The 26,330-nt window shown below is 68.0% G+C and carries 25 protein-coding genes; 10 read left to right on the plus strand and 15 right to left on the minus strand.

Annotated features, from left to right (window positions below; translation table 11 throughout):
- Positions 1-186: 186 nt before the first annotated feature.
- From M5C98_RS06775 to bfr, 6 genes are all read right to left on the minus strand, one after another.
- Entirely contained in the window at positions 187-906 is a 720-nt protein-coding gene (locus tag M5C98_RS06775) for a DUF4198 domain-containing protein (protein ID WP_272551788.1), read from the minus strand.
- Between the two features lie 141 nt (positions 907-1,047).
- Positions 1,048-3,171, minus strand: coding sequence for a TonB-dependent siderophore receptor (locus M5C98_RS06780; protein WP_272551789.1), 2,124 nt, complete (start codon positions 3,169-3,171; stop codon positions 1,048-1,050).
- A gap of 141 nt (positions 3,172-3,312) precedes the next feature.
- Positions 3,313-3,639, minus strand: a complete 327-nt coding sequence (locus M5C98_RS06785; RefSeq protein ID WP_272551791.1) for a DUF3325 domain-containing protein — start codon at positions 3,637-3,639, stop codon at positions 3,313-3,315.
- Between the two features lie 5 nt (positions 3,640-3,644).
- Positions 3,645-5,333, minus strand: coding sequence for a PepSY-associated TM helix domain-containing protein (locus M5C98_RS06790; protein ID WP_272551792.1), 1,689 nt, complete (start codon positions 5,331-5,333; stop codon positions 3,645-3,647).
- A complete protein-coding gene (locus M5C98_RS06795; protein ID WP_272551793.1) occupies positions 5,330-5,635 on the minus strand; it encodes a DUF3649 domain-containing protein in 306 nt (101 codons plus the stop codon). Before M5C98_RS06795 ends, M5C98_RS06790 begins: the two co-directional genes overlap by 4 nt.
- 390 nt (positions 5,636-6,025) lie before the next feature.
- Positions 6,026-6,502 carry a bacterioferritin gene (bfr, locus tag M5C98_RS06800; protein WP_272551794.1) on the minus strand — a complete coding sequence of 159 codons (477 nt, stop codon included), beginning with the start codon at positions 6,500-6,502 and terminating at the stop codon, positions 6,026-6,028.
- A 282-nt stretch (positions 6,503-6,784) separates the two neighbouring features.
- Between bfr and ahpC the strand changes: the two genes are divergently transcribed.
- Positions 6,785-7,360 (plus strand): alkyl hydroperoxide reductase subunit C, encoded by a 576-nt coding sequence (gene ahpC / locus M5C98_RS06805; protein ID WP_272551795.1) that lies wholly within the window; start codon positions 6,785-6,787, stop codon positions 7,358-7,360.
- A 176-nt stretch (positions 7,361-7,536) separates the two neighbouring features.
- Positions 7,537-9,105, plus strand: coding sequence for an alkyl hydroperoxide reductase subunit F (gene ahpF / locus M5C98_RS06810; RefSeq protein ID WP_272551796.1), 1,569 nt, complete (start codon positions 7,537-7,539; stop codon positions 9,103-9,105).
- Between the two features lie 459 nt (positions 9,106-9,564).
- Here the strand turns inward: ahpF and M5C98_RS06815 are convergent, their stop codons facing one another.
- Together M5C98_RS06815 and M5C98_RS06820 are read right to left on the minus strand one after the other, a co-directional pair.
- On the minus strand, positions 9,565-10,446 hold the full coding sequence (locus M5C98_RS06815) for a substrate-binding domain-containing protein (protein WP_272551798.1): 882 nt from the start codon (positions 10,444-10,446) through the stop codon (positions 9,565-9,567).
- A gap of 47 nt (positions 10,447-10,493) precedes the next feature.
- Positions 10,494-11,465, minus strand: a complete 972-nt coding sequence (locus M5C98_RS06820; protein ID WP_272551800.1) for a Bug family tripartite tricarboxylate transporter substrate binding protein — start codon at positions 11,463-11,465, stop codon at positions 10,494-10,496.
- Positions 11,466-11,574: 109 nt separating this feature from the next.
- Between M5C98_RS06820 and M5C98_RS06825 the strand changes: the two genes are divergently transcribed.
- Entirely contained in the window at positions 11,575-12,471 is an 897-nt protein-coding gene (locus M5C98_RS06825) for a LysR family transcriptional regulator (RefSeq protein WP_272551801.1), read from the plus strand.
- Positions 12,472-12,551: 80 nt separating this feature from the next.
- Here the strand turns inward: M5C98_RS06825 and M5C98_RS06830 are convergent, their stop codons facing one another.
- The gene (locus M5C98_RS06830; protein WP_272551802.1) at positions 12,552-13,064 is read right to left on the minus strand and encodes a GAF domain-containing protein; all 513 of its coding nucleotides are present in this window, start codon (positions 13,062-13,064) and stop codon (positions 12,552-12,554) included.
- 293 nt (positions 13,065-13,357) lie between these two features.
- Here M5C98_RS06830 and M5C98_RS06835 point away from each other — a divergent pair, with 293 nt between their 5' ends.
- On the plus strand, positions 13,358-13,699 hold the full coding sequence (locus M5C98_RS06835; protein WP_272551803.1) for a hypothetical protein: 342 nt from the start codon (positions 13,358-13,360) through the stop codon (positions 13,697-13,699).
- A 57-nt stretch (positions 13,700-13,756) separates the two neighbouring features.
- On the opposite strand, the gene M5C98_RS06840 is transcribed toward M5C98_RS06835, so the two are convergent.
- Together M5C98_RS06840 and ppsR are read right to left on the minus strand one after the other, a co-directional pair.
- Entirely contained in the window at positions 13,757-14,053 is a 297-nt protein-coding gene (locus tag M5C98_RS06840; protein WP_272551804.1) for a hypothetical protein, read from the minus strand.
- A 111-nt stretch (positions 14,054-14,164) separates the two neighbouring features.
- A complete protein-coding gene (ppsR, locus tag M5C98_RS06845; protein ID WP_272551805.1) occupies positions 14,165-14,986 on the minus strand; it encodes a posphoenolpyruvate synthetase regulatory kinase/phosphorylase PpsR in 822 nt (273 codons plus the stop codon).
- 218 nt (positions 14,987-15,204) lie between these two features.
- Here ppsR and ppsA point away from each other — a divergent pair, with 218 nt between their 5' ends.
- From ppsA to M5C98_RS06865, 4 genes are all read left to right on the plus strand, one after another.
- Positions 15,205-17,595, plus strand: a complete 2,391-nt coding sequence (gene ppsA / locus M5C98_RS06850; RefSeq protein ID WP_272551806.1) for a phosphoenolpyruvate synthase — start codon at positions 15,205-15,207, stop codon at positions 17,593-17,595.
- Between the two features lie 19 nt (positions 17,596-17,614).
- Positions 17,615-17,971 carry a DUF4212 domain-containing protein gene (locus M5C98_RS06855; protein ID WP_272551808.1) on the plus strand — a complete coding sequence of 119 codons (357 nt, stop codon included), beginning with the start codon at positions 17,615-17,617 and terminating at the stop codon, positions 17,969-17,971.
- Positions 17,964-20,054 (plus strand): VC_2705 family sodium/solute symporter, encoded by a 2,091-nt coding sequence (locus M5C98_RS06860; protein ID WP_272551809.1) that lies wholly within the window; start codon positions 17,964-17,966, stop codon positions 20,052-20,054. Before M5C98_RS06855 ends, M5C98_RS06860 begins: the two co-directional genes overlap by 8 nt.
- A gap of 146 nt (positions 20,055-20,200) precedes the next feature.
- Positions 20,201-20,692, plus strand: a complete 492-nt coding sequence (locus M5C98_RS06865; protein ID WP_272551810.1) for a hypothetical protein — start codon at positions 20,201-20,203, stop codon at positions 20,690-20,692.
- 63 nt (positions 20,693-20,755) lie between these two features.
- Here the strand turns inward: M5C98_RS06865 and M5C98_RS06870 are convergent, their stop codons facing one another.
- The 4 genes from M5C98_RS06870 to M5C98_RS06885 all read right to left on the minus strand — a co-directional run bounded on the left by M5C98_RS06870 (position 20,756) and on the right by M5C98_RS06885 (position 23,976).
- Positions 20,756-21,835, minus strand: a complete 1,080-nt coding sequence (locus M5C98_RS06870) for a TIGR03118 family protein (RefSeq protein WP_272551811.1) — start codon at positions 21,833-21,835, stop codon at positions 20,756-20,758.
- Positions 21,836-22,051: 216 nt separating this feature from the next.
- Positions 22,052-22,411, minus strand: a complete 360-nt coding sequence (locus tag M5C98_RS06875; RefSeq protein ID WP_272551812.1) for an FKBP-type peptidyl-prolyl cis-trans isomerase — start codon at positions 22,409-22,411, stop codon at positions 22,052-22,054.
- 145 nt (positions 22,412-22,556) lie between these two features.
- On the minus strand, positions 22,557-22,862 hold the full coding sequence (locus tag M5C98_RS06880; protein ID WP_092744314.1) for a winged helix-turn-helix transcriptional regulator: 306 nt from the start codon (positions 22,860-22,862) through the stop codon (positions 22,557-22,559).
- A 202-nt stretch (positions 22,863-23,064) separates the two neighbouring features.
- Positions 23,065-23,976, minus strand: coding sequence for a LysR family transcriptional regulator (locus M5C98_RS06885; RefSeq protein WP_272551813.1), 912 nt, complete (start codon positions 23,974-23,976; stop codon positions 23,065-23,067).
- 88 nt (positions 23,977-24,064) lie between these two features.
- Here M5C98_RS06885 and M5C98_RS06890 point away from each other — a divergent pair, with 88 nt between their 5' ends.
- Positions 24,065-25,066: a hydroxymethylglutaryl-CoA lyase gene (locus M5C98_RS06890; protein WP_442867241.1), complete on the plus strand. Its 1,002-nt coding sequence runs from the start codon at positions 24,065-24,067 to the stop codon at positions 25,064-25,066.
- A gap of 18 nt (positions 25,067-25,084) precedes the next feature.
- Positions 25,085-26,314, plus strand: a complete 1,230-nt coding sequence (locus tag M5C98_RS06895) for a CaiB/BaiF CoA transferase family protein (protein WP_272551816.1) — start codon at positions 25,085-25,087, stop codon at positions 26,312-26,314.
- Positions 26,315-26,330: the final 16 nt, after the last annotated feature.

Raw genomic sequence — 26,330 nt, forward strand, 5'->3', positions numbered from 1 at the left:
GGGTGCGCGGAGTGTGTGAAGGCATTTTGCTATTGAATTAATAGCGCTCCTGGCAATGAATCCGCTGGCAGGAGGGCTGGTTGATTGGAAAATGCAGCGCGCAGGGCGCCGCAGCGTTCACTGCGCGGTGGCAGTGAACGGTCTTCGGTGGGGAAGTGGCCCGTCAGCGCGGGCCGGGTGCAGCGGTCAGTGCGCGGCTGGGGCGGGCAGCGGGGGCGATTCCATGCCGGCCGCCTGCACGAAGGTCAGCGTGGTGAGGTAGCTGGCTTCGCCGTACTTCTCGCCTGCGTGTTCGCCGGGCTGCTTGTCGCTGTGCTTGACCTCGGCCACGTACTGGCCCTTCCAGGGCAGATCGAAGTGCACGGTGCCTTCGGCATTCGTGGCGGCCTCGCGTGCCCAGCCCGAGGGCGAGACCAGGGTCACCTGGGCCTTGGGCAGCGGCTTGCCGTTGAACACCACGCGCAGTTCGCCCGCCTTGCCGGTGGGCACCACGTCCAGCGGCGCGGTGGCTGCCACGGGCTGCGCAAGGCTCGCCACCCAGCGCGCGGCGGGGCGCCACAGCAGCGGCGGCAGGCCGGCCTTGGTGCGTTCGATGAGCGGGTACGGCGCCTCGGCGAACAGCGTGTCGGCCGGCGCCGGCAGGGCGTAGGTGAACGCGGTGGCGGTGCGCTGGCCTTCGATGCGCCGGGCCTCGCCGCCGCGTGGGTGCTGCTGCTCCAGCACGGGCACGCCCTTGAACTTGTCGAGCGCGCCGGGCGATTTTTCCAGCAGGCCGTCGGCATATTCGCCGAACTGCACGCGGGCCTGGGCGCCGCTGGCCTCGATCCACACCTGGTGGGCCTGGGCGGCGGTGGCCGCCAGCGTGGACAGCAAGGCGGCGGTGATGGGCTTGAGCAAGGGGGACATCGAAAAGCTCCTGTGAAGACAGAGGTTGGGAAAACGGTTTGCTATTAAATTAATAGCTATATCCCCTAGGGGAATATGCGGTAGAGGCCTTTTTGATGCGGACGGCCTTGGGCGCCGGCCGCCGGCATCCGGCCCCCCCGCTCAGTAGCGCGCCTTGAGCGCCACCGTCACGCGGCGCGGCTCGCCGTAGAAGTTCTGGCGGCCCAGGCTGGAGACCTTCTCGTAGTAGGTCTTGTCGAACAGGTTGTCCACGTTCAGGCTCACCGAGACCTTGTCGTTGATCTGGTAGGCCACCTGGGCGTTGAACAGCGCGTAGTCGCCCGAGGTCAGGCGCACCGTGCCGCTTTGCGCGAAGAACTCGCTGCGGTAGCTCATGCCGCCGCCCACGCTCAGTCCCTGCAGCACTGGGCCCTTGAAGGCATAGCGCGTGGACAGGTTCACGCTGTGGCGCGGCGTGATGGGGCTGAACACCTGGCCCTGCTGCGACACGGGGGCCTGCAGGTACTTGGTGGCTGTGAAGGCGTAGCCGGCCAGCACGTCCCAGCCGGGCGCGACCTGGCCGCTGACCTCGGTCTCGAAGCCCTGCGCGCGCACCTTGCCGCCGGCCAGGGACGCGGTGGGAACGTCCGGGTCGGCGATGGCACGGTCCTTGTCCAGGATGCGGAAGAGGGCGAAGTGCGTCTGCAGGCGCTTGTTCAAAAACTCGCCCTTCACGCCCGCCTCGATCTGCGAGCCCGAACGCGGCGCGAGCAGTTGCCCTGCGCGGTCCAGGCTGGACTGCACCACGAAGGTTTCGGCGTAGCTCGTGTAGGCCGACAGGTTCTCGTTCAGCTCGTAGATCGCCGCCACCGAGGGGATGAACTGCCGCCCCGGGTCGGCCGTGGCTGTGGTCTGGCCCGTGCTGAGCGTGCGCGTTTCGGCCTTGGCCCAGGACAGGCGCCCGCCCGCCAGCACTTTCAGGCGCTCGGCCACGCTGATCTGCGCCTGGCCGTACAGCGCATTCTCGGTGCGCCGCGTGGCGCTTTGAAAGCCCGGCAGCGTGATGTTCGGGTAGGGCAGGTCGTACTGCGGATTGAAGATGTTGGCCGTGCGGCTGAGCCCGAAGGCGGAGTTGCCGTCCAGGCTCTCGCTGGTCGTGTGGCTCACGCCCAGCAGCACGCGGTGCGTGCGGCCAGCCAGCGACAGCGGCGAGGCGATGTACAGGTCGTAGTTGCGGTCCTGCACGTCCTGCTGGAAGTCCACCGACTGCAACTGGTAGGTGCCGTTGGCCGCCACCGCGGAGTTGGCGCGCACCGAGCGGTACAGCGATTCGCGGTGCACGTCGCGCGCCGCGAACTTGACCAGCCCGCCGTTGGGCAGGCGGTGCTCCAGCTCGGCGAAGGTGTCGGTGCTGTCCAGGTCCTGCCGGTTGGCGGCGATGCCGGCGAAGGTGGAGCGCGGCACGTCCAGCAGCCGGCCGTCGGCATAGGCGGGCAGGCCCTGGTCCACCGTGGCGCGCACCTTCTGGCGCGTGTGTCCGATCGACAGCGTGGTGGCGGAGGTGATGTCCAGCTCCAGCGTGCCGTAGCCCAGCGTCTTGTCGTTCTTCAGCGTGGCGACGTGGCTTTCGCGGTCGTCCTTCACCGCCACCACGCGGCCGCGCAGCGTGCCAGCGGCGTTGAGCGCGCCGGTCAGGTCCACGTCGGCGCGGCGCATGTTCCACGAACCCGCGGACACGTTGGCGTTCAGCCCCAGGGCGGATTGAGCGCGCTTGCGCACCAGGTTGATGGTGCCGCCCGGCTCGCTGGCGCCCTGCAGCAGGCCGGACGGGCCGCGCAGCACTTCGATGCGGTCGTAGATGGCGGTGTCCATCGCGGTGGCGAAGTTGGCGCCCTGCGGAATGGGCACGCCGTCCAGCAGCACCGCGCCGATGTCGAAACCGCGCGACTGGATGGTGTTGTAGTTGCCCGCGCCATCCAGGCGCGTCACGTTCACGCCGGTGGTCTGCTTGACGGCATCCTCCAGCTTGGTGAGGTTCATGTCATCGAGCCGCTGGCGCGTGATCACGCTCACCGACTGCGGCGTCTCGCGCGGCGACTGAACCAGCTTGCCCACGCTGATCTCGCGGGCGATGTACTGGCCCGAGCCTTCGGTGGCCTCGCCCTGCGGGGCGTCGGTCACCTTCACCTCGGGCAGGGCGGCGGTGGGCACTGCCGTCTGGGCGTGCGCGGTGGCTGCGGCGAGCAACGCAGCCGCGGTGAGGGCGTTCAGGGGAGGCAATCGCATGAAAGGCTTTCCGTCGATGAAAGAAACGACACGGCGTGGATGAATTGGCTTCCCGCGCGCCAGAGGCTGGTGTGCGGGTGGCTGAAAAAAGAAATCGATAGCCAGGCGGGGAGCGGGCCCTCGCCCGCGCTGCCGCGCGGCCTAGAGCGCCAGGGCCAGCAAGGCCGCGGCGGCCGCCACCAGGCCCAGAACGGGCAGTCGGCGCGGCTGCCAGGTGGCCACGGCGGTGGCGCACACGGCGGCCAGCGAAAGGGCCATGGTCCACCACGTCACGCTGAGCGCGGCGGTGCTGTCGCCCGGCCAGCCGGCGGCATGCGCGAGCGACAGCGCCAGCAGCGCCCAGCCCACGCGGCGCAGCGTGCGCAGCTGGCGTTCGCCGCCTTCGCGGTTCCAGGCATCCTGGTGGTGGCGGTCCATGCCCAGCGCAAGGCCCGACCAGCCGGCAAAGCAGAGAAAGAATTCGAACATGGCGGTCAGGCTCCTGCGGCAGGGGTGGAAGGGGTGGAGGGCGTGGAAGGGGACGCAGTGCTGCCGGTGTCCTTGGCCGAACGGCCGTGGGCTGCCGCGGCGGCTTGCAGGCCCCGCGCCGGGCGCAGGCGCCAGGCCATCCAGCCCAGCAGCGCGCCGGTGAACAGGAACGACAGGTCCATGCCCGCCCACATCCATTCGCCGGCCGGCAGCGTCACGCCCAGGTGCGTGTGCGTGGTGAAGGCGTTCAACACGGGCAGCGCGGCGAACACCGCGCCCGCCAGGCCCAGCAGCACGCTCCAGCCCCAGCGGTCCGGTCGAACGATGCCGATCAGCAGGGCCAGGCCCCAGGCGCCGAAGAAGCACGCCAGCTCGGCATCGGCGCGGCCTTCCAGGTCCAGCGGCAGCAGCCGGTTGGAGGCCAGGAACACGCCCGTGGCCAGCGGCAGGCCGCCCAGCAGGGCCACGTTGAGGCTGGCCACCAGGCGCTCGCCGCGTTTGAGCGGCGGCGCGGCGGCGCCCTTGCGCTGCGCCTGCTGGCGGCGCTTGACGCTCCACAGCACCATGCCGGTGGCGATCATCAGGCTCCCCAGCACGCCGAAGCCGAACAGGCCCCAGCGCATGCCGGGCCCGGCGAAGCGCGCCAGGTGCAGGCCGTAGATCACGCGGTAGGTGCGCAGGGCGGGGGAGTCGGGGTCCATCCGCGCGAGCGTCTCGCCAGTGGCGGCATCGAAGCGCATGCGGGCGGGGCCGTACTGCAGGCGGTCGCCGTCGTGGCGGGTGACCTCGATCACCGCCCGGTCGCCGTCGCGGCGGGCGCTGAGCCCGCCGATGCGTGCATCGCCCCAGGTGCGGTGTGCGCTGGCCAGCAGGGGCGCCAGATCGGTCAGGGGCAGCGCCGGGGCGGCCTCGCCCGGCGCGCGGCGCGCGCTGCGCCCCGAGGCCGTGTCGCCCTGCATCTCGGCGAAGTACGTCTGTGAATCCGTGCCCTTGGGGCCGGGGTAGGCGGCGGCAATCCCTGAGGGCATGTACATCGAGTGGAAGATCATCAGCCCGCTGAAGGTGATCATCAGATAGAACGGCAGCACCAGCACGCCCGAGACGTTGTGCGCGTCCAGCCACGCCCGCTGCCCGCCCTTGGTGGGCCGGAAGGTGAAGAAGTCCTTGAAGATGCGCCGGTGCGTGACCACGCCGGTCAGCAGCGCGATGAACATCAGCATCGTCGCCACGCCCACCACCCAGCGGCCCTCCAGCGTCCAGCGGCCCTTCTGCGCGGTGCGCAGCTCGAAGTGGAAGCGGTAGAAGAACTCGCCGCCCATGGTGTCGCGCGTCTCGATGGCCTCGCCAGTCTGCGGGTTCATCAGCAGGGTCTTGAAGCGCCCGCCCTCCTTGCCGCGCCACAGGATGGTCACGCCGGGCTGGCGCTCGTCGGGCAGGCGCATGAACCACTGCGTCACGTCCGGCGACTTGCGGTGCAGCGCCTGCTGCGCGCGCTCGGCCACGTCGGCGCTGGCGGGCGGCAGGGCATGCAGCTCGGGCCGCATCCACAGGTTGAATTCGGTCTTGAAAAAGCTCAGCGTGCCGGTGAAGAAAATGGCGAACAGCAGCCAGCCCAGGATCAGGCCTGACCAGGTGTGCAGCCAGGCCATGGCCTGGCGGAAGCCTTCGCGCTCGGGTGCGGCCTGAGGCTTCATGCGCCCTCCAGCCAGCGCGGCGCCATCGCCAGCGCGCCCAGGGCGAGCGCCGGCAGCCCGAGCGCGCCCCACGCGCCCCAGGCCGTGCGCGCATAGAAGGCCCAGGCCACCGCGCAGGCATAGACCAGCCACGACAGCAGCGTGGCCGTGAGCACTGCCTCCACGCGCGCCATGAACGGCATCAGACCGAGGGTGAGGGCGGCGGTGAAGGCCGCCGCCAGCGCGTAGCCGCCGAGCCCACCCGCCAGTGCGCGGGAGGTGATCGCCAGGCGGTAGCGCCAGTCGAGCCGGGCCGCCTTCATGGCCGGACGGCGCCCGCCGAAGCGATGGCGCCCACGTGGGGGCAGGGGGCGGACGAAAAGGGATTGGCTGGGGTGGCGAAACAGGCGCGCGCAGGACAGTGCAGCATCGAAGGCTCCATGCAGGTTGGGGCGCTGGCTGCAGGCGGGGCACGAAGGGCCCTGGGCGAACTGACTGGCTGGCTAGGCCGGTATTCTAGGTTTCATGAGAATCGTTCGCATTCCGTTGTGTGCAATCGCAACAAACAGTGGGAACTTGAGCGCCATGGGCACGCCACCTGATGCGTGCGCGCCACACTTCGGGCGGCGTGGCCGGGCCAGAAACGACAAACCGGCCCGAAGGCCGGCTGGAGCGCGGGGCGCCCGGGGGGCGGGCGCCGGGCGGGCGGGGCGTTATTCGATCTCGCCCATCTGCGACTGCAGGTAATTCTGCAGTCCGACCTTGGCCACCAGGTCGATCTGCGTTTCGAGAAAGTCGATGTGCTCTTCGGTGTCGTCCAGGATGCCCTGGAGCAGATCGCGCGAGACATAGTCGCGCACCGTTTCGCAATGGGCGATGCCGTCCTTGATGGTGGCCTGGGCGCCGCGCTCGGAGCGCAGGTCGCATTCGAGGATCTCGGGCACGTCCTCGCCGACTTGCAGCTTGGCCAGGTCCTGCAGGTTGGGCAGGCCGTCCAGCATGAAGATGCGGTCCATGAGCTTGTCGGCATGCTTCATCTCGCCGATCGACTCTTCGTATTCCTTCTTCGCCAGCTTGTCGAAGCCCCAGTGCTTGAGCATCCGGTAGTGCAGGAAATACTGGTTGATGGCCGTCAGTTCGTTCTTGAGCTGGGCCTGCAGATGCGAAATGACCTGTGCGTCGCCTTGCATGGAGATTCTCCTTGTGTGGGTTTGGGGTGCGATTGTCATGACGCGGGCCATGCGGCGCAAGGCAATCTCCCTGCCAGGCCGGTATGGCTGCGTTTGATGCTGAGTTGTGTTCGCGTTGACCGTCCTCAGATACAGTCATTCGCCCCCGGCCCGTGCCCCGCAGTCCCTCGCTTGATATAGCCTGTGGCAATTGACTTGATGAAGTCAATTAATTGGATTGATGGGTTGGGAGCGCCTAAACTTCAGTTTTTCGTGTTCAGCCATCAACCTAGGAAACAGCAAATGTCCCTGATCAATACGCAAGTCCAGCCCTTCAAGACCACCGCTTTCGTGAACCGCGACGGCAAGGGCGACTTCATTGAAGTGACCGAGGCCAACCTGAAGGGCAAGTGGTCCGTCCTGATTTTCATGCCTGCGGCGTTCACCTTCAACTGCCCCACCGAAATCGAAGACGCGGCCGACAACTATGCCGAGTTCCAGAAGGCCGGTGCCGAGGTCTACATCGTGACGACCGACACGCACTTCTCGCACAAGGTGTGGCACGAAACCTCCGACGCCGTCGGCAAGGCCAAGTTCCCGCTGGTGGGCGACCCCACGCACCAGCTGACCAACGCGTTCGGCGTGCACATTCCTGAAGAAGGCCTGGCACTGCGCGGCACGTTCGTGATCAACCCCGATGGCGTGATCAAGACCCAGGAAATCCATTCCAACGAAATCGCCCGCGACGTGTCGGAAACCCTGCGCAAGCTCAAAGCTGCCCAGTTCACCGCCGCCAACCCAGGCCAGGTCTGCCCCGCCAAGTGGAAGGAAGGCGCCAAGACGCTGACGCCTTCCCTGGATCTGGTCGGCAAGATCTAAGCCCCTCGGCCTTCCAGGAGCGGGGCGCCCCGGGCGCCCCTGGCCGGACAGCAGCATGGCGTGCGCGCCATGCCGTCCGGCTTTTTTTCGCCCGCTGACACCCGTTTTCTCCGCTCCGTGCCCGGCCGCCTGCCGCGCCGCGCAAAGACATAACTCGAATCGCAAAGGACACCACCATGCTCGACGACCAACTCAAAACCCAACTTTCGGCTTACCTGGAGCGCGTGACGCAACCGTTCGAGATCGTGGCGTCCCTGGACGGCAGCGAGGTCTCCACCCAGACCCGCGAACTGCTGGAAACCATCCATAGCCTGCGCAGCGACAAGATCACCCTGCGCACCGACGGCAACGACGCGCGCAAGCCCTCGTTCACGCTGCAGCGCGCCGGCACGCAGACCCACCTGCGCTTTGCCGGCCTGCCGCTGGGCCATGAATTCACGTCGCTCGTGCTGGCCCTGCTGTGGACCGGCGGCCATCCCCCGAAGGTGGAGCAGGACGTGATCGAGCAGATCCAGGCGATCGATGGCGACTTCGAGTTCGACGTCTATATGAGCCTGACCTGCCACAACTGCCCGGACGTGGTGCAGGCGCTGTCGCTGATGGCCATCTTCAACCCGCGCATCCAGACCACGGTGATCGAGGGCGGCGCCTTCCAGCAGGAAGTGACCGACCGCGAAATCATGGCCGTGCCCATGGTGTTCATGAACGGCCAGGTGTTCGGCTCGGGCCGCATGACCGTGGAGGAGATCGTGGGCAAGCTGGACACCGGCGCGGCGGCGCGCGATGCGGCCAAGCTCTCGGCCAAGGAAGCCTTCGACGTGCTGGTGGTGGGCGGTGGCCCCGCTGGTGCCGCAGCCGCCGTATATGCCGCCCGCAAGGGCATCCGCACCGGCGTGGCCGCGGAACGCTTCGGCGGCCAGGTCAACGACACGCTCGATATCGAGAACTACATCTCGGTCAGCAAGACGGATGGCCCCCAATTCGCCGCGGCGCTGGAGCAGCACGTGCGCGACTACGAGGTGGACCTGATGAACCTGCAGCGTGCCAAGGGCTTGAAGCCCGCCACAACGGAAGGCGGCCTGATCGAGGTGGAGCTGGAAAACGGCGGCACGCTGCGGTCGCGCTCGGTCATCATCACGACCGGCGCGCGGTGGCGCAACATGAACGTGCCCGGCGAAGACCAATACCGCACCAAGGGCGTGACCTACTGCCCCCACTGCGACGGCCCGCTGTTCAAGGGCAAGCGCGTGGCGGTGATCGGCGGCGGCAACTCCGGCGTGGAAGCGGCCATCGACCTGTCCGGCGTGGTGGCGCACGTCACGCTGCTGGAGTTCGCAGCCGAGTTGAAGGCCGACGCCGTGCTGCAGCGCAAGCTGCGCAGCCTGGCCAACGTGACGGTGATCACCCAGGCGCAGACGACCGAGGTGCTGGGCGACGGCAACCGCGTGACCGGCCTGGCCTACCAGGACCGCGAGAGCGGCGAAGCGAAGCAACTGGCGCTGGAAGGCATCTTCGTGCAGATCGGCCTGCTGCCCAACACCCAGTGGCTGCAGGGCACGGTGGAGTTGTCGAAGTTCGGCGAAATCGTGGTGGACTCGCATGGCCGAACCAACGTGCCGGGCGTATTCGCCGCGGGCGACGTGACCACGGTGCCGTACAAGCAGATCATCATCGCGGCGGGCGAGGGCGCCAAGGCGGCCCTGGGCGCATTCGACCACCTGATCCGCACGTCCGCCCCTGCCTGACGGAGTAGTCACCGGGCGGCTTGTGCTGGCCGCCTGGCTTGATCCGCTTTTTTGGCAGAGGCCGGCGCAGGTGTGGCCGGCCATGCGTTTTCCCGTCGAACGCTTCGTTTCGCGCGCCCCGTTGGGTGGCATCCTGTTGCGGGTGCGGCTGTCCCCCCCCGAACTGGCGTGAGGCATCTGCCCCGACTGCGGGGCCGCGTACCGTGAGCCGTCGGGTGGCTCATCTCAGGCCTGGTGCGCGGCAGGTTCCCCGCCGACCTTGGCAGAGGCGCCAGCAATCGTTCCTGCACGGATCGCACCCTGGCGCGAGAACGACTGGCTGTCTTGAGGTGTGATTGAGCAGCGGTGAGCTGCTTCGGTTTGATTGCTATATTTTGAATAGCAAAAGACCGTTTTCCTTATTGCGCTGGAGGCCAATTGGCCCCTCAGCTTTTGACGAAACGCAATGCCGGGCCGGTTTTAGTTGTGCTTCAGCGAGGGGGCTGTTGCAGGCTCCATGCCGGTGCTTCGCACAATGGTGGCGGCAGCCGGTGCAGCCAGGAAGCGGATCAGATGGCTTGCAGCTTCGGGGTGCTGCGCGCCCACGGCCACGCCCGCCGAGAAGAACACGCGCTGCTGCACCTCGTCGGGCAAGGGCCCCACGAATTCCAGCTCCTTGAACGGCAGCAATTCGCTGACCTGCTGGAACCCCAGTTCGGCATCGCCCCGCAGCACCACCGCGCCGACGCGTTCGCTGTAGATCTTGGTGGCCTTGGTCTTCATCGCATCGGCCACGCCCAGGCGCGGGAACAGTTCGTTGACCAGGTAGGTGCCGCTGGCGCTGGCGGAATAGGCGACCGATTTGGCCTGGAGCAGCGTCTGCCTGAGGGCCTCCGGGCTGCTGATGTCCGGCTTGGGCGTGCCTTTGCGCACGCTCATGCCGATCATGGAGCGGGCCAGGTCCACGCGGCTGCCCGGCTGCACCTTGCCCTGCGCCGTCAATTCGTCCAGCCCCGAATCGGCCAGGATCACGATGTCGAACTGCTCGCCCCGCGCCATGCGGCTGGGAATGGAGTCGGGCGCGTTGCCCAGCGACGCGCCGCGCGCCGTGACGACCGTGTGGCCGGTGGCCTGCTCGTACAGCGGCACCAGCTGGTCGTAGGCGGCCGAGAAGCCGCCGGAGGTGACCACGCGGATCTCCGCAGCCTGGGCGGCGGGCGGCGCGGCGCCCCCCAGGGCCAGCCCCAGGCCCAGCGCGGTGCCCAGCAGGGCGCGCAGCACGCGGCGCCGGGCGACGGTGGACCTGGTGGGCTTGGTGGGCCTGGCGATGGAAGGCGTTGCGAACGGGAGGTTGAGCGGCATGTTCCTTGTCTCCTGCTTTTTGGGATGGGAATGTCCGGCCTGCCGTCTCAGTCGGCGGTGATCTTGCGTTCGCGGATGATGCGGCCCCACTTGGCGTGCTCCGCCGCGATGAATTGGCCGAGTTCTTCGCGGCTGGTGGGGCTGGCGGTCTGCCCGTGCTTGAGCAGGTTGTCGCGCACTTCCGGCGTGTTGAGCACCTTGACGATCTCGGTGTTCCAGCGGTCCAGCAGGGGCTTGGGCGTCTTGGCCGAGGTCACGAACGCATACCAGTTGGTGGCGTTGAAGCCCGGGTAGGTCTCCGCCACGGTGGGCACGTTGGGCAGGTAGGCCGGGCGGGTCAGGCCGGTGGTCGCCAGGGGAATGAGCTTGCCCGATTCGATGTGGGGCAGGGCCGAGGGCGGTGCGGCGTAGAACGCGGTGACCCGACCGCCCAGCACGTCCTGCAGGGCCGGGGCGCCCCCTTTGTAGGGAACGTGCAGCGTGTCGATCTTCGCCACGTCGTTGAGCAGTTCTCCCGCCAGATGCGCGGCCGAGCCCGGGCCGGTCGAGGCGTAGTCCAGCTTGCCGGGCTCGCGCTTGGCTTTGGCCACGAAATCGCCGAGCGTCTTGATGCCGGTGCTCGCGGGCACCACCAGCACATTCGGGAAGGCCACGCCCATCGAGATGGGCGCCAGGTCCTTGAGCGGATCGTAGGCCACCTTCATGAAATGGGGCGCGATGCTCAGCGGCCCGATGGAGCCGAACAGCAGCATGGATCCGTCCGACGGGCCGTTGGCCACCTGGGCATGGGCCAGGTTGCCGCCGGCCCCCGGCTTGTTGTCCACCACCACGCTCTGGCCGATGTTCTCGCCCAGCTTCTTGGCGATGATGCGGGCGGCGATGTCGGCCGAGCCACCCGCGGCGAAGCCGACCACGAGGGTCGCCGGCTTCTTAGGCGGAAAGTCCTGCGCCTGGGCGGTGCTGGCGAGGGGGAAGCTGGCGGCCAGGAAGGCTGCCGCGATGAGGGGGCGTCGTTGCATGGGGTATGTCTCCGGGAAAGCGCCGCCGGGTCGTTGGCCCGGCGATCAAGGGCGCATCGTAGGAGGGGCACAATGATCCGTAAATTGCAATTTACGAAACGACTGTTGCATGCGAAGCATCAAATTCGACCTCAAGGAACTGCAGGCCTTCGTAGTCACTGCGGACCAGTCCAGCTTCCGCGTGGCGGCCGAGATCCTGTGCCTGTCCGCCCCGGCCTTGAGCCGGCGGGTGGAACGGCTGGAATCCGCGCTCGGTGCCCGGCTGCTGGAGCGGACCACCCGCACGGTGGAGCTGACCGCGATGGGGCAGGAGTTCCTGCACGAGGCGCGCATGGCGTTGGCCGGGCTGGACGAGGCCGTCCAGCGCTTCGGCGACCAGGTGCAGTTGCGCCGGGGCCGCGTGACCATCGCCTGCGTGCCGTCCGTGGCCAACCACCTGCTTCCGCGGGCGCTGCAGGCCTTCGCGCAGGCGCTGCCGGACGTGCAGGTGCACGTGATCGACGAGAACGCCCAGCAGGTGCTGGAAGCCGTGGCCCGAGGCGAGGCGGATTTCGGCCTGAGCTTCACCGGCACCCAGGAGTCGGCGCTGCTCTTTCAGCCGCTGCTGCGCGAACGCTACGTGCTGGCCATGCCGCGCAGCCACGCCTGGGCCCAGCGCACCGAGGTGCGTTGGGAGGAACTGGCCGGCCAGCGGCTGGTGTCGGTCTCCAGCCGCAGCAGCAACCGCCTGCTGCTGGATCAAGCCATGGCGGAACTGCCGAATCCTCCCGTCGCCTGGTATGAATGCAACCATGTGACCGGCGCGCTGGCCCTGGTGGAGGCGGGGTTGGGGCTGGCGGCCTTGCCGCAACTGGCGCTGCCCGCGCATTCCCAGGTATGCGGCGTGCCGCTGACCGGGCCCGACCTGTGGCGCACCCTGGGACTGCTGCAGCGGCGCTCGCGCGAACTCAGCCCGGTGGCCGAGGCCCTGCGGCAGCGCCTGCTGCAGATGCATGCCGCGGTCTGACGCGCCCGATCGAACTCAAAGGGAGGGGCGTTGACGGCCGGCGCGCATCCGCTGCGCCGATGGCACGGCGCCAGGCCTGCTCAAGCCCCTGCCGAACCCGGCGCCAGCCGCGCGGCCAGCAGGTTGGCCGTGTAACGCAGCCGGTCGATGTCCGCATCGGCGCGAACACCGCGGCTGAAGCAGCACAACGTGCCATACACCGCCCCTCCGGACAGGCGCACCGGCGTGCTCAGATGGGTGCCGACGGGAAACCCCGGGTCCGGCGCCTTGCCGGACGCGATGTACGGCGCGGCATCTTCCATCCGTTCCGGAAACCGTCCTTCGACCACCCGCTGGCACCAGCTTTCTTCGACCGGGTCGGAGAGACCGGCTTGAATCGGCGCGAAATCCGGCGCGCTGTCCACGGCCATGATGGTGCGGTGGTCTTCCGTGAGCTGGGACACGAACGCGACGTCCATGCCCAGCCGCGTGCGCAGCAGTTTCAGCACCTCCGGGACGGCGGCAGGAAGTTCAGGGTCGGCGGAGTCGCTGGTGGCGACCAGCAGCTCCGAAATCTTGACGTCGAGATCGTCGGGGTCATAGTCCAAAAGCATGCCTGCCAGTCTAAGCCAGAGCCTGCGTTCGGCGGAGCACCGGGCCGAATGATCATCATCGGCTTGAGAATTATTCTCATATACTGTGTGCAGCCAGCCAGGCGCCAACCCGTGGGGTGCGGCGCTCCGAGCCAGCGCCTTTCGTTCCCTGAATGATCCAGGTCTGCGCCTGTTCGCGTGGCGCACCCGCTGTCCGGCCCGTGGGTCATGGACTCCGCTTGCGGTGCCGCAAGCTGCCAGCGGTGCGGCCGATGGCTGGCCTGGTCTGTTGCAATCCCGAAGGAGGCTTGACCATGGCTGCCGATGCACCGCGCCCGGACACTGAAAACCCCACCGACGAGGAATACCGCCTGCCCTGCACCGAGGCGCTGCTGGCCAGCACGATGGCACTCATGACTGGCCACGCGCACACCGCCGAGGCGCCGTTTCGCGATGCCATGGCGCGCAAGATCATCGTGAACCTGCAGGCCCTGTCGCAGATGCCCGGGCTGACGTCGCACTTTCGCACCATGCTGCGCAGCCTGCAGACCCACTGGACCCCGGGGCCCGAGCGCCGTGCGGCAGCGCAAGAAAACCGTGACCCCGAGCCCCGCCCCCAGGCCCTGTGGCACGCGGCGCCAGAGGCGGTGCAGTAGGCCGGAGGCCCTGGGGCACTTGCGTAGAAAGTGGGCCTGGCCGCAGGCCGCTTCGACTCAACCGGCCATCTTGGTCGCCAGGATCGCCAGGCCGAAAAGAACGAGTGCCACGGGCAGAACGCGGGCCCGGGGCCGGGAGGCTTTCACCGCGATGGCGATCTGCACCAGGACCACGATGGCAAAAATCGCACTGGCGGCCACGATGGCGTTGCCGGACCCATTTTCGATGGCGTTGGCAGGGATGGACGGGTCCATCTCGTGCATGAAGTCGTATGGATTCCCTGGCAGCAGCGCCATGACCAGCAGGCCGAGGATGGACGCTACATGCAGGGTGATCCGCAAGAACTTGTTCATGGGTTTGCTGGTCATTGGCGATGAGTTTCCGCCGGCCCTATCGTTGATCCTCTCCCGAGACAAACCTGCATTCCTTCCCTCGATCCTGGTGCGATACCGCTGAGCCAGGGCTCAATACACCAGCCGCTCCGGACGCACTTCCTGCAGGATGGTCGTGGCGATTTCCTCGATGCTCTTGGTGGTGGTGGACAGCCAGCGGATGCCCGAGCGCCGCATCATCGCCTCGGCCTCGGATACCTCGTTGCGGCAGTTCTCCAGTGCTGCGTATTTGGAGTTGGGGCGCCGCTCGTTGCGGATCTGCGAAAGCCGCTCGGGCTGGATGGTCAGCCCGAAGATCTTCTTGCGGTGCGGCTCCAGCGCCGGGGGCAACTGGCGCCGCTCGAAGTCCTCGGGGATCAGCGGGTAGTTGGCCACTTTCAGGCCGCACTGCATGGCAAGGTACAGGCTGGTGGGGGTCTTGCCGCTGCGCGAGACGCCGACGAGGATCACATCGGCGCCGGCCAGGTCGCGGTGGCTCTGGCCGTCGTCGTGGTCCAGGCTGAAGTTGATCGCCTCGATGCGGTCGGTGTATTCCTTGCTCAGGCTCACGTCCGAAAAGCGCCCCACGCGGTGGTGCGACTTGGTGCCCAGTTCGGTCTCCAGCGGCCGGATGAAGGTGCCGAACATGTCCAGCAGCATGCCCTTGCAGCCTTCCTGAATCACGCGCAGCACGCCCATGTTGACCAGGGTGGTGAAGACGATGGGCTTCTTGCCTTCGACGTCTGCCGTGTGGTTGATCTGCCGCACGGCCTGGTGGGCCTTGTCCTCGGTGTCGATGAAGGGCAGTCGGACGTGGCGCGGCTTCATGTCGAACTGGGCCAGAATGGCGTTGCCGAAGGTTTCGGCGGTGATGCCGGTGCCGTCGGAGATGAAGAAAACGGTGCGCGTATGCATGGGCAAAATTTCGAAGGAGGGTGGGATGGGCCGTCAGCCCGCCGCCAGCGCGGCCGCGCAGGGCAAGCCTACAATGCGCCCATTATCCGAATTCTCACCATGCACTCCGGCGGCCTACAACCACAACACCAAAGCCAAACGCCGTGCATGGGCGCTCGCCCGCGATTGCTCCCCGGGAGCGCAGGCGCAGACCCAGTTTCAACTTCTGGAGCTTTCCCATGTCTGCACTCTTCAACGCGACCGCCCTGGTCGTTCCGTTTGAAAACCTGAGAATGACCGACGTCGAGTCGGTGGGTGGCAAAAATGCCTCCCTCGGCGAGATGATCTCCCAACTGCCCCAGGGCGTTCGCGTGCCCACGGGCTTTGCCACCACCGCCCACGCGTTCCGCCAGTTTCTCGCCCACGACGGCCTGGCCGACAAGATCAGCAAGCGCCTGGCCGCGCTGGACACCGAAGACGTGCGCGCCCTGGCCGCTGCGGGCGCCGAGATCCGCGCCATGGTCGAGGCACAGCCTTTCCCGGCCGACCTGCAGCAGGCGATCGCCGAAGCCTTCGCAAAACTGTCCGAAGGCAACCCCCAGGCGAGCTTCGCCGTGCGTTCTTCCGCCACCGCGGAAGACCTGCCCGACGCCTCGTTCGCCGGCCAGCAGGAAACCTTTCTCAACGTGGTCGGCATCGACGACGTGCTGCACAAGATGAAGGAGGTGTTCGCCTCCCTCTACAACGACCGCGCCATCAGCTACCGCGTGCACAAGGGCTTCGCACACGATGTGGTCGCCCTGTCGGCCGGCGTGCAGCGCATGGTGCGCTCCGACCTGGGCGCGGCGGGCGTGATGTTCACCATCGACACCGAGTCCGGCTTTGACCAGGTGGTCTTCATCACCAGCAGCTACGGCCTGGGCGAGACGGTGGTGCAGGGCGCCGTGAACCCCGACGAGTTCTATGTGCACAAGCCGATGCTGCAGGCCGGCAACAAGGCCGTGATCCGCCGCAACCTGGGCTCCAAGCTGGTGCAGATGGTCTTCGCCTCGGCCGAGGAGAAGGCCGCCACCGGCAAGCTGGTCAAGACGGTGGACGTGGCGACCGAGCAGCGCAACCGCTTCTCGCTGTCCGATGCCGATGTGGAGCAACTGGCCCACTACGCCCTGGTGATCGAGCAGCACTACGGCCGCCCGATGGACATCGAATGGGGCAAGGACGGCACCGACGGCCTGCTCTACATCCTGCAGGCGCGTCCCGAGACGGTGAAGAGCCAGTCCAAGGGCCAGGCCGAGCAGCGCTTCAAGCTGAAAGGCACCGGCACCGTGCTGGCCGAGGGCCGTGCCATCGGCCAGAAGATCGGCACCGGCCCCGTGCGCCTGGTGAGCGACATCGCCGAAATGGACAAGGTGCAGCCCGGCGACGTGCTGGTCACCGACATGACCGACCCCAACTGGGAGCCCGTGATGAAGCGCGCCAGCGCCATCGTCACCAACCGCGGCGGGCGTACCTGCCACGCGGCCATCATCGCGCGTGAACTGGGCATTCCGGCCGTGGTGGGCTGCGGCGACGCCACCAGCCTGCTCAAGGACGGCACGCTGGTCACCGTGAGCTGTGCCGAGGGCGACACCGGCAAGATCTACGACGGCCTGCTCGAAACCGAAGTGACCGAGGTGCAGCGCGGCGAAATGCCCAAGATCGGCACCAAGATCATGATGAACGTGGGCAATCCCCAACTGGCCTTCGACTTCTGCCAGTTGCCCAACGACGGCGTGGGCCTGGCCCGGCTGGAGTTCATCATCAACAACAACATCGGCGTGCACCCCAAGGCCATCCTGGACTACCCCGCCGTCGATGCCGACCTGAAGAAGGCGGTGGAATCGGTGGCGCGCGGCCACGCCTCTCCCCGTGCGTTCTACGTGGACAAGGTGGCCGAGGGCGTGGCGACCATCGCCGCCGCCTTCTGGCCCAAGCCGGTGATCGTGCGCCTGTCGGACTTCAAGTCCAACGAGTACCGCAAGCTCATCGGCGGCAGCCGCTACGAGCCCGAGGAAGAGAACCCGATGCTGGGCTTTCGCGGCGCGGCGCGGTACATCAGCGCCGATTTCGGCGAGGCGTTCGCGATGGAATGCGACGCCATCAAGCGCGTGCGCGGCGAGATGGGCCTGACCAACGTGCAGGTGATGGTGCCCTTCGTGCGCACGCTGGGCCAGGCCGACAAGGTCACCCAGCTGCTGGCCAAGCATGGCCTGAAGCGCGGCGAGGCCGATCTCAAGGTCATCATGATGTGCGAGGTGCCCAGCAACGCCGTGCTGGCCGACGAGTTCCTGCAGTACTTCGACGGCTTCTCGATCGGCTCCAACGACCTGACCCAGCTCACGCTCGGCCTGGACCGCGACTCGGGGCTCGAGTTGCTTGCGCAGGACTTTGACGAGCGCGACCCCGCCGTGCTGGCCCTGCTGACACGCGCCATCGCCGCCTGCAAGGCCCAGGGCAAGTACGTGGGCATTTGCGGCCAGGGCCCCAGCGACCATCCGGACTTCGCCGAGTGGCTGGCCAAGGAAGGCATCTCGTCGATCTCGCTCAACCCCGACAGCGTGATCGCCACCTGGCAGCAACTGGCCCGCTGACTGCCCCGGTCCGGCCACCATGCCCACGCGCCCAACGGCGGTCGAGGAGCCCGGGGCCGGACATCCCTTTCCGCCCGACCTGCACGATGCCCGCCACCTCTGGCTGAAGGCGGGCCTGCTGCTGGTGTGGGCGGCGGTGTCCTTCGGGGCTTGCTATTTCGCCCGCGACCTGCAGGTCATGGTGGGCGACTGGCCGCTGGGCTACTGGATCGCGTCGCAGGGCGCGGTGCTGGTGTTCATCGGCATCGTGGCGGCCTACTGCGCTGCGATGAACCATTTCGAGCGGCAGGACGCGAACGCGGCGGCCGATGCGGGCGCCGGGTCGCCCGCACCCGACGCGCCGCGCGCCAGTGCCCCTGGCAGCCCGCATGGCTGACGCGCACCAGGCCGCTTACGGCCGGCGGCTGCGCCGCATCCTCGCGCTCTACGTGGCCGGGGTGATCGCCTTCCTGGCCATCATGGCCTGGGCCGAGCAGCGCGGCCTGTCGCGCCACTGGATCGGCCCCATCTTCCTGTTCCTGTCCGTCATGGTCTATGCGGCCATCGGCGTGTATGGGCGCACGACCGATGCCGACGAGTACTACGTCGCCGGACGCCGCATTCCACCCGTGTACAACGGCATGGCGGCGGCGGCCGACTGGATGAGCGCGGCCTCGTTCATCAGCCTGTCGGGCGCGCTGTACCTGCAGGGGTTCTCGGGCGTGCCGGGGCAGGCCGGCGGGCTGGCCTACCTGTTGGGCTGGACGGGCGGGTTCTGCCTCGTGGCGCTGCTCATCGCCCCGCATTTGCGGGCCATGAACCTCTACACCATCCCGGAGTTTTTCCAGGTGCGCTTCGGCGGGCGCTGGCCCCGCGTGATCGCGGCGCTCGCGGCGGTGCTGTGTTCGTTCACCTACGTGGTGGCGCAGATCTACGGCGTGGGCCTGATCGCCTCGCGCCTGACGGGCGTGCAGTTCGAGATCGGCATCATGCTGGGCCTGGGCGGCGTGCTGCTGTGCTCCTTCCTGGGCGGCATGCGCGCCATCACCTGGACGCAGGTGGCGCAATACGTGATGCTGCTGCTCGCGTTCCTCATCCCCGTTTCCTGGCTGGCGTACAAACAACTGGGCAATCCCCTGGCGCCCCTGGTGTACGGCACGCAGATCGGCAAGATCGCCGAGATGGAGGCCCGACTGCTCGCCGACCCCGCGGAACAGCAGGTGGTGGCGGCCTACCAGGCGCGGGCCCAGGAGCTGCAGGCCCGGCTGCAGGACGTGGGCGCGGCGCTGGAGCGAGAGCGCGAAGCGGCCCGCCAGCGCATTCGCCAGTTGCGCGACCAGAACGCGGACGTCGGCCTCATCGTGGCGGCCAGCCGGGAGCTGGCGACCATGCCGCGCGACGAAGACGCGGCCCGCGAGCGCTGGGCCCGCGAGATGCGCGACAGCGAAGAGCGCGCCCGCCCCCTGGGCGGCCTGCCGCCGCACAGCCAGCCCTACGTGGGCGACCCGGACGGCCCGCCCGAAGCGCAGCGGGCGTATGAGGACACGCGGCGCAATTTCCTCGCGCTGATGTTCTGCCTCATGGTGGGCACGGCCGGGCTGCCGCACCTGCTCACGCGCTACTACACGGTGCCGTCGGTGGCGGCCGCGCGCTCTTCGGTGGCCTGGTCGCTGTTCTTCATCGCGCTGCTGTACCTCAGCGCGCCGGCGCTGGCGGTGCTGGTGAAGTTCGAGGTCATGAGCAACCTGGTCGGCAGCCCGTTCGATGCGCTGCCCAACTGGATCGGGCAGTGGGCGCGGGTGGATGCGGCGCTGCTGTCGGTGGAGGACGTCAATGGCGACGGCATCGTGCAGTTCGGCGAGATCCGCTTCGGCGCCGACCTGATCATGCTGGCCACACCGGAAATAGGCGGGCTGCCCTACGTCATCTCCGGGCTGGTGGCGGCCGGCGGCTTGGCGGCGGCGCTGTCCACGGCCGATGGCCTGCTGCTCACCATCAGCAATGCGCTGGTGCGCGATCTGTACTTTCACCAAACGGGTCGAAAGGCATCTCCCGAGCAGCGCGTGATCCTGACCAAGTTCACGCTGCTGGCGGTGGCGCTGTCCGCCGCATTCGTGGCGGCGCTCAAGCGCTCCGAAATTTTGCCCATGGTGTCGGCCTCGTTCTCGCTCGCCGCCTCGGCCTTCGTGCCGGCGATGGTGCTGGGCATCTTCTGGCGCGGCGCCACGCGGCAGGGCGCGGTGGCGGGCATGCTGTGCGGGCTGGGCGTGACGGTGTACTACCTGCTCTCGCATGTGGATGCCGTTCGCGCCGTGGTGCCTGCCGTGCTGCTGGCGGACGGCCTGTGGTTCGGCATCCAGCCGATCTCGGCCGGCGTGTTCGGCGTGCCGGTGGGGCTGTTGGCCACCTGGCTGGTGAGCCTGTTCAATCGGGCACCGGGGGCCGGTCCGTCGGTCCATTCGCGCCTTCCCGGGATGTGAGTGGCGCGGTGGTCCGGCGGTGCGCTGTGCCGGATGCCGGTTATGGATAAACCCGGATTCACAAAGCCCCGCCTGCGTGCGACGCTGCGCCCACCATCGGCACGGGCGCATGCCCCCACCGCCGCCGACAACACCAGGGGGGAACCGTGCTACTCGTCAAGACATCTGCAGGCCATCTGGCCTTGAAGGACCGCCACGGGGCGCTCACGTCCCGGCAGCGTTCGGCGTTCATCCTGTTCGATGGCAAGCGCACGCTGGCACAGGTGCTGGCAGCCACTGCCACCATGGGAATCGGCATCGACGATGTGCTGGCGATGGTCGGGCAAGGATTGCTTTCATTGCCGGACGGCAGCGTGCCGGATCTGCCGAACGCCTTGCCCGAGAGCGCACTGGCCGTGGCAGGCGAGCCCGGTGCGGCAACGCCTGCGGGCCCGGCTTCATCGCCCATGCAGCGCTACCAGGCCGCCTATCCGATCGCGACGGAAATCACGTCCAGCCTGGGGCTGCGCGGCTTTCGGCTGAACCTGGCGGTGGAGGGCGCGCAGAGTTTCGACGACCTCGCGGCGCTGGCGCCGAAGATCCGTGAACTGGTGGGGGACGAAAAATACCGGCGCCTGGAGCGGGCGCTGTTCGGCTGACCGGCCCCGCGCAGTGAGCCGGTCCTGCCGCAGCGCCGTGGCGTCGCGGCAGGAATGCCCGGATCAGGGCTGCACGTCCACGCGGCCGTAGGCGCCGTTCACGCCCTTGTTCGGACCCGCCACGTAGAACAGCGTGTTCAGCGGCTGCTGGTTCAAGCCGTTGCCGAACGCGATGCCGCGCACGCCGTCCAGCTGCAGGGTCGTTCCGTCCTTTTGCGCCAGGGCACCGTTCCATTCGCCCGTTGCAGGGTCGAACGCCTGCAGCGTGCCGTCGCCTTCATTGGCGACGATCAGGCGGCTGCTGGCCCCGGCGAAATTGCCCGGCGCCTGGGCGATGCCCCAGGGCGCGTTGAGCGTGGCGCCGGGCGTGACGATGCGCTGCGCCAGCGTGCCATCGGTGTTGAAGGCGTTCAGCGCGCCCAGGCCGGCGCCGGAAACGGCGTTGCGGCGGTTGGCGTCCTGCTGCGCATAGGTCACGTAGATGCGCGTGCCGATGGTCTGGATGCCGTAGGGCGCATAGTTGGCGGGCAGCTGCGGATCAGCGAAGCTGCCCGCCAGCTGCACCTTCTGGAAGCTGGTGTCGAACACATCGACCTTGTTGTTGCGGAAGTCGGTGGCATACAGGAAGTCCGCGCCGCTGCGGGTGGCCACGGCCAGGCCCTTGTACACCGCGCCGCCGCTGTCCCGGTAGGTCACGATGGAATTGGCCAGGTCGGCCGCGGGGCTCCAGCCCGAGAGGCTGCCGTCTTCGCTGGAAAACACGAAGCGGCTGGGGCCGGTCACGCCGTTCTTGGTGACCGGGAAGCTGCTGGTGCCGCTGAAGATGATGCCGGTGGGATTGGCCGGGGCGCTGCCGGCCGGGGGCACGGTCACCACCAGGGTCTGGGGCACGCCGTTGCCGTCATACAGCGTGGACTTTTGCGTGGCGGTGGCGGTGATCCAGACGAAGCCGTTCGGGTTGAAGGCGATGCCCCAGCCGTTCTTCAGGTTGGCATCGGTTTGCGTGCCGGCAATGCTGCCGTCGGACACCACGGCCTTGGCGGTGAACGAGGTGACGGTCGGCGGGGAATCGCTACCGCCGCAGCCGGCCAACACCAACGCCGTCGCCGGCACCGCACCCCACAAGATTTTGGATATTTTCAAGATTGCTCCGTTGGAAGATCGCAGTCATTTTTCTGCCGTCGTGAGTGCAGGCTGCGTTGCCAAAGGTTGTCGGTGCGGTGAAAAGAAAGCGGCAGGGCGCGCCCAGGCGTGAGCCGATCGCCATGGAAAAAAGGGCCGTGCCTCTTTCGAAGCACAGCCCTTTGGGGGAGCCGGCGCCCATGGGGCGACCGTCTCGGTGGCGCTCGGTCGCGCCGATCAGCGGCCGACGCCGAGCAGTTCCACGTCGAACTTCAAGGTGGCGTTCGGCGGGATCACGCCACCGGCGCCGCGGGCCCCGTAGCCGAGAGCGGCCGGGATGATCAGCGTGCGCTGGCCGCCCACCTTCATGCCCTGCACGCCTTCGTCCCAGCCCTTGATCACCATGCCGGCACCCAGGCCGAACTCGAACGGATCGTTGCGGTCGCGGCTGGAGTCGAACTTGGCGCCTTGCTCTTCGTTGTTGTAGAGCCAGCCGGTGTAATGCACGCTGACATGGTTGCCGCGCGTGGCCTCGGCGCCTTCGCCCACGACGGTGTCTTCGTATTGCAGGCCGGAGGGGGTGGTGGTGAATGCCATGGGTGTTCCTTTCAAAATGCTACTGAAATGATAGCGATATGCCCTAGTGCTGATTGCGCTGGAGCCCTAAAATACCAAACCCGCGCAGCGCGCGGGTCGGGCGGGGTGGCGGATGCTGGAGGGGCCTCGCGCCGGCTTGGCTGGCTTACTTCTTGACCCGCGCTGCGACCCAGCGGGTGGCGAAGGCCTGCACATCGGACAGCCGCTTGAGCAGATCCACGCCCGAGGGAGTGACCGTGTAGCCGTCGTTGCCGTGGTCCAGCAGGCCGGCTTCGCGCAGTTCCTTGATGCGGGTGTTCAGCGTGTTGGGCGTGATGCCGCCCACGCTGTCCTGCAGCAACCGGAAGGTTTGGGGGTGGCCGTCGCGCAGGGCCCAGAGCACGCGCAACGCATAGCGGCATTCGAGCTTTTCGAACAGCTGATTGATGGCGGCGTTTTCCTTGGAGCTCATGAAAGCTTCTCCTTGCGCGATAGAGAGATAGAAATCCGGCAGCGGTAAAAACCCGGGCCGCCGGAACGCTGTGAATATAGCGTGGAAACCATTTTGCTACAAGTTTAATAGCTCCAGAGCTGCACCCCACCTGCGCTGCGGGGTAAAAATACTCAGGTGTTACAGGATTGTTGCACTCCCGCCACGGCCCCCGTGCAAGGGGCTATCGGGCCGCCAATGTGCCGGCCGATACCAGATGGTCCACCAGCAATTGGGCGGCGGGTGCCAACCCCGGCACCGGCCGAAAACACAGCGCGAACCGCCGCCGCGCCCAGGCGTCGCTCAGCGGCACGATGCGGACCCCCGTGGCCGCGGCGAACGGCGCCGCCACCTCGGCCGGCACCACGCTGATGGCGAGGTTGGCACGCACCACGCGCAGTGCGGCATCGAAGTTGGACACCAGCACCCGGTGCACCAGCGTCTTGCCCTCCACGGCCGCGGCGCGCGCCAGCAGCACGTGCACGGCGCTGAGGGCCGGCATGCTCACGAATTCGTAGCCCAGCACGTCGGCGAACCGCACGCTGTCCTGGCGCGCCACCGGGTGCGAGGGGTGGGCGACGATGGCCAGGTGGTCGTGCCGGTAGCTGCGCGTTTCCAGGCCCTGCAGATCGGCCGCGTCCCAGCAGATGCCGATGGAGGCGCTGCCTTCGCGGATGCCGCGGACCACCTCGGGGCTCACCCGTTCTTCCATGCTCACCTGGATGTCGCGGTGCGCCGGGTTCTGGAGGAAGGCCGCCACGTCGTCCGCCAGCGATTCGGCCATGACGGAGGCCGTGACCAGCATGCGCACATGCCCGCGGATGCCGGTGGCGAAAGCCGCCATGTCGCGCTCGATGCGGTCCACGCTGGCCAGCATGGCCCGGGCGTGTTCCAGCAGGGTTTCGCCGGCCGGGGTGGGCACCACGCCATGGCGCTTGCGCACCAGCAAGGGAGTGCCCAGCGTGTCCTCCAGTTGCGCCAGCCGCTTGCTCACCGCCGAGCCGACGATGGATTCCTGCTCCGCCGCGCGGGCGATGTTGCGGTGCTCGCACACGGCCACGAAGAGCTTGAGGGTTTGCAGGTCGGGCAGGCGCATGGAACCGGGCTGGAGAGGTTGAGGTTTTCCTGGGTGGAATCTTAAGCGTTCCAAAATTGGCATGAATTGATGAAAGGGAATTTCTAGAATGCCTTTCAAGAACACTGAGCCAGGAGACCCGAACGTGACTGCCACCCCGCCCGCCCATCCACCCGCCCGCGCCATCGTGAGAGAAGTGGGCCTGCGCGACGGGCTGCAGAGCATCGCCACCGTGGTGCCCACCGCCCGCAAGATCGAATGGGTCGATGCCGCCTATGCGGCCGGCCAGCGGGAGATCGAGGTCGGCTCGTTCGTGCCGGCCCGCCTGCTGCCGCAACTGGCCGACACCGCCGAGGTGCTCGCGCACGCCAAATCCCTGCCGGGCCTGGTCGCCTCGGTGCTGGTGCCCAACCTGCGCGGGGCGGAGCGGGCCATCGAATGCATGGCCGACCTGATGGTCGTGCCGCTGTCCGCCAGCCACGCGCACAGCCTGGCCAATCTGCGCAAGACGCCGGACGAGGTGGTGGCCGAGGTGGCGCGCATCCGTGCGGCGCGCGATGCGGCGGGCAGCCGCACCCTGATCGAAGGCGGGGTGGGCACGGCCTTCGGCTGCACGCTCCAGGGCGAGGTGGCCGAAAGCGAAGTGCTGCGCCTGATGCAGGCCCTGCTCGATGCCGGGGCCGACCGCGTGAGCCTGGCCGACACCGTGGGCCATGCCGATCCGTCGGGTGTGCAGCGCCTGTTCGAAAAAGCCCGCGGCCTGGTCGGAGAACGGCTGGCCTGCGCGCATTTCCACGACACGCGCGGCATGGGCCTGGCCAATGCCTATGCCGCGTGGCAGACCGGCATCACCCGCTTCGATGCCTGCCTGGCCGGCATCGGCGGCTGTCCCCATGCCCCCGGCGCGAGCGGCAACGTCGCCACCGAAGACCTCGCCTTCATGCTGGAGCGCATGGGTGTCTTCACCGGCCTGGACGTGGCCGCGCTGCTGGCGCTGCGCGAGCGCGTGGCCGGCTGGCTGGCGGGCGAGACGCTGCACGGCACGCTCTGGCAGGCCGGGCTGCCCAAGACCGCTGCACCCCTTTCCGCGGCGGCTCCCGCTGCGGCCTGACCCCTTATCGTTGCGCCCATGAACGCTCCCCAGAATCCTTCTTCCGCCCCATCCGCCGAACGCCCGCGCCTGCCCCTGGAGGGCCTGCGCGTGGTGGAGTTCACCCACATGGTCATGGGCCCCACGTGCGGCATGGTGCTGGCCGACCTCGGCGCCGAGGTCATCAAGGTCGAGCCGGTGGAAGGCGACCGCACGCGCCACCTGCTGGGCGCGGGCGCCGGGTTCTTTCCCATGTTCAACCGCAACAAGAAGAGCATCGCCCTGGACCTTCGCAAGCCCGAGGGGCTGGAGGTGGCGATCCGCCTGGCCTCGTCGGCCGACGTGGTGGCGCAGAACTTCAAGCCGGGGGTGATGGCCAAGTACGGCCTCGATTACGCCGCGCTGTCCCGCCTGAACGAGCGGCTGGTCTATGTGAACCACACGGGCTTCCTGCCCGGCCCCTACGAGCATCGCACCGCGCTCGACGAGGTCGTGCAGATGATGGGCGGGCTGGCCTACATGACCGGCCGCCCGGGCGATCCGCTGCGCGCGGGCACCAGCGTGAACGACATCATGGGCGGCATGTTCGGCGCCATCGGCGCCATGGCGGCGCTGATGCAGCGCGCCCGGACGGGCCGGGGGCAGGAGGTGGATTCCGCCCTGTTCGAGAACAACGTGTTCCTCGTCGGCCAGCACATGATGCAGTACGCCGTGACGGGCCAGCCCGCCGCGCCCATGCCCGACCGCATCTCGTCGTGGGCGGTGTACGACGTGTTCAGCGTGAAGGATGGCGGGCAGATCTTCCTGGCCGCCGTGAGCGATGCGCAGTGGGCCACCTTCTGCGACGCCATGGGCTATGCCGATCTCAAGGCCGACCCGGCCCTGGCACTCAACAACGACCGCGTGCGCGCCCGCGCCACGCTGCTGCCCGAACTGCGCCGACGCCTGGCCGAGCACACGGCCGAGGCGCTGTCGGCCATCTTCGAGCGGCACGGCCTGCCGTTCGCGCCCATCCTGCGCCCCGAGCAGCTGTTCGACGATCCGCACCTGAACGCCACCGGCGGCCTGGCCGACGTCACGCTGCCCGACGGCGAGCGCGCCGGCAGCACCGCGCGGGTCACGCTGCTGCCGCTGCGGATGGACGGCCAGCGCATGGGCGTGCGGCTGGACCCGCCGCAACGGGGCCAGCACACGCAGGAGTTGCTCGCCAGCCTGGGCTATACGGCCGAGGCCATCGCCTCACTGCACGGGGCCGCTGCCGTGGCCTGACACCCGAGGCCAGGCC

This window comes from Acidovorax sp. NCPPB 3576 (assembly GCF_028473605.1).
In the GTDB taxonomy this organism is placed as follows: Bacteria; Pseudomonadota; Gammaproteobacteria; order Burkholderiales; family Burkholderiaceae_C; genus Paracidovorax.

Coding starts and splice junctions, on each gene's coding strand:
- M5C98_RS06830 (WP_272551802.1), bottom strand. CDS start 13,064: ATGCTTTTGGACTATGACCCCGACGATCTCGACGTCAAGATTTCGGAG.
- ahpF (WP_272551796.1), top strand. CDS start 7,537: ATGCTCGACGACCAACTCAAAACCCAACTTTCGGCTTACCTGGAGCGC.
- M5C98_RS06895 (WP_272551816.1), top strand. CDS start 25,085: ATGAACGCTCCCCAGAATCCTTCTTCCGCCCCATCCGCCGAACGCCCG.
- M5C98_RS06840 (WP_272551804.1), bottom strand. CDS start 14,053: ATGAACAAGTTCTTGCGGATCACCCTGCATGTAGCGTCCATCCTCGGC.
- bfr (WP_272551794.1), bottom strand. CDS start 6,502: ATGCAAGGCGACGCACAGGTCATTTCGCATCTGCAGGCCCAGCTCAAG.
- M5C98_RS06890 (WP_442867241.1), top strand. CDS start 24,065: ATGCCTTTCAAGAACACTGAGCCAGGAGACCCGAACGTGACTGCCACC.
- M5C98_RS06825 (WP_272551801.1), top strand. CDS start 11,575: ATGCGAAGCATCAAATTCGACCTCAAGGAACTGCAGGCCTTCGTAGTC.
- M5C98_RS06785 (WP_272551791.1), bottom strand. CDS start 3,639: ATGTTCGAATTCTTTCTCTGCTTTGCCGGCTGGTCGGGCCTTGCGCTG.
- M5C98_RS06835 (WP_272551803.1), top strand. CDS start 13,358: ATGGCTGCCGATGCACCGCGCCCGGACACTGAAAACCCCACCGACGAG.
- M5C98_RS06880 (WP_092744314.1), bottom strand. CDS start 22,862: ATGAGCTCCAAGGAAAACGCCGCCATCAATCAGCTGTTCGAAAAGCTC.
- ppsA (WP_272551806.1), top strand. CDS start 15,205: ATGTCTGCACTCTTCAACGCGACCGCCCTGGTCGTTCCGTTTGAAAAC.
- M5C98_RS06775 (WP_272551788.1), bottom strand. CDS start 906: ATGTCCCCCTTGCTCAAGCCCATCACCGCCGCCTTGCTGTCCACGCTG.
- ppsR (WP_272551805.1), bottom strand. CDS start 14,986: ATGCATACGCGCACCGTTTTCTTCATCTCCGACGGCACCGGCATCACC.
- M5C98_RS06790 (WP_272551792.1), bottom strand. CDS start 5,333: ATGAAGCCTCAGGCCGCACCCGAGCGCGAAGGCTTCCGCCAGGCCATG.
- ahpC (WP_272551795.1), top strand. CDS start 6,785: ATGTCCCTGATCAATACGCAAGTCCAGCCCTTCAAGACCACCGCTTTC.
- M5C98_RS06780 (WP_272551789.1), bottom strand. CDS start 3,171: ATGCGATTGCCTCCCCTGAACGCCCTCACCGCGGCTGCGTTGCTCGCC.
- M5C98_RS06820 (WP_272551800.1), bottom strand. CDS start 11,465: ATGCAACGACGCCCCCTCATCGCGGCAGCCTTCCTGGCCGCCAGCTTC.
- M5C98_RS06855 (WP_272551808.1), top strand. CDS start 17,615: ATGCCCACGCGCCCAACGGCGGTCGAGGAGCCCGGGGCCGGACATCCC.
- M5C98_RS06815 (WP_272551798.1), bottom strand. CDS start 10,446: ATGCCGCTCAACCTCCCGTTCGCAACGCCTTCCATCGCCAGGCCCACC.
- M5C98_RS06860 (WP_272551809.1), top strand. CDS start 17,964: ATGGCTGACGCGCACCAGGCCGCTTACGGCCGGCGGCTGCGCCGCATC.
- M5C98_RS06875 (WP_272551812.1), bottom strand. CDS start 22,411: ATGGCATTCACCACCACCCCCTCCGGCCTGCAATACGAAGACACCGTC.
- M5C98_RS06885 (WP_272551813.1), bottom strand. CDS start 23,976: ATGCGCCTGCCCGACCTGCAAACCCTCAAGCTCTTCGTGGCCGTGTGC.
- M5C98_RS06795 (WP_272551793.1), bottom strand. CDS start 5,635: ATGAAGGCGGCCCGGCTCGACTGGCGCTACCGCCTGGCGATCACCTCC.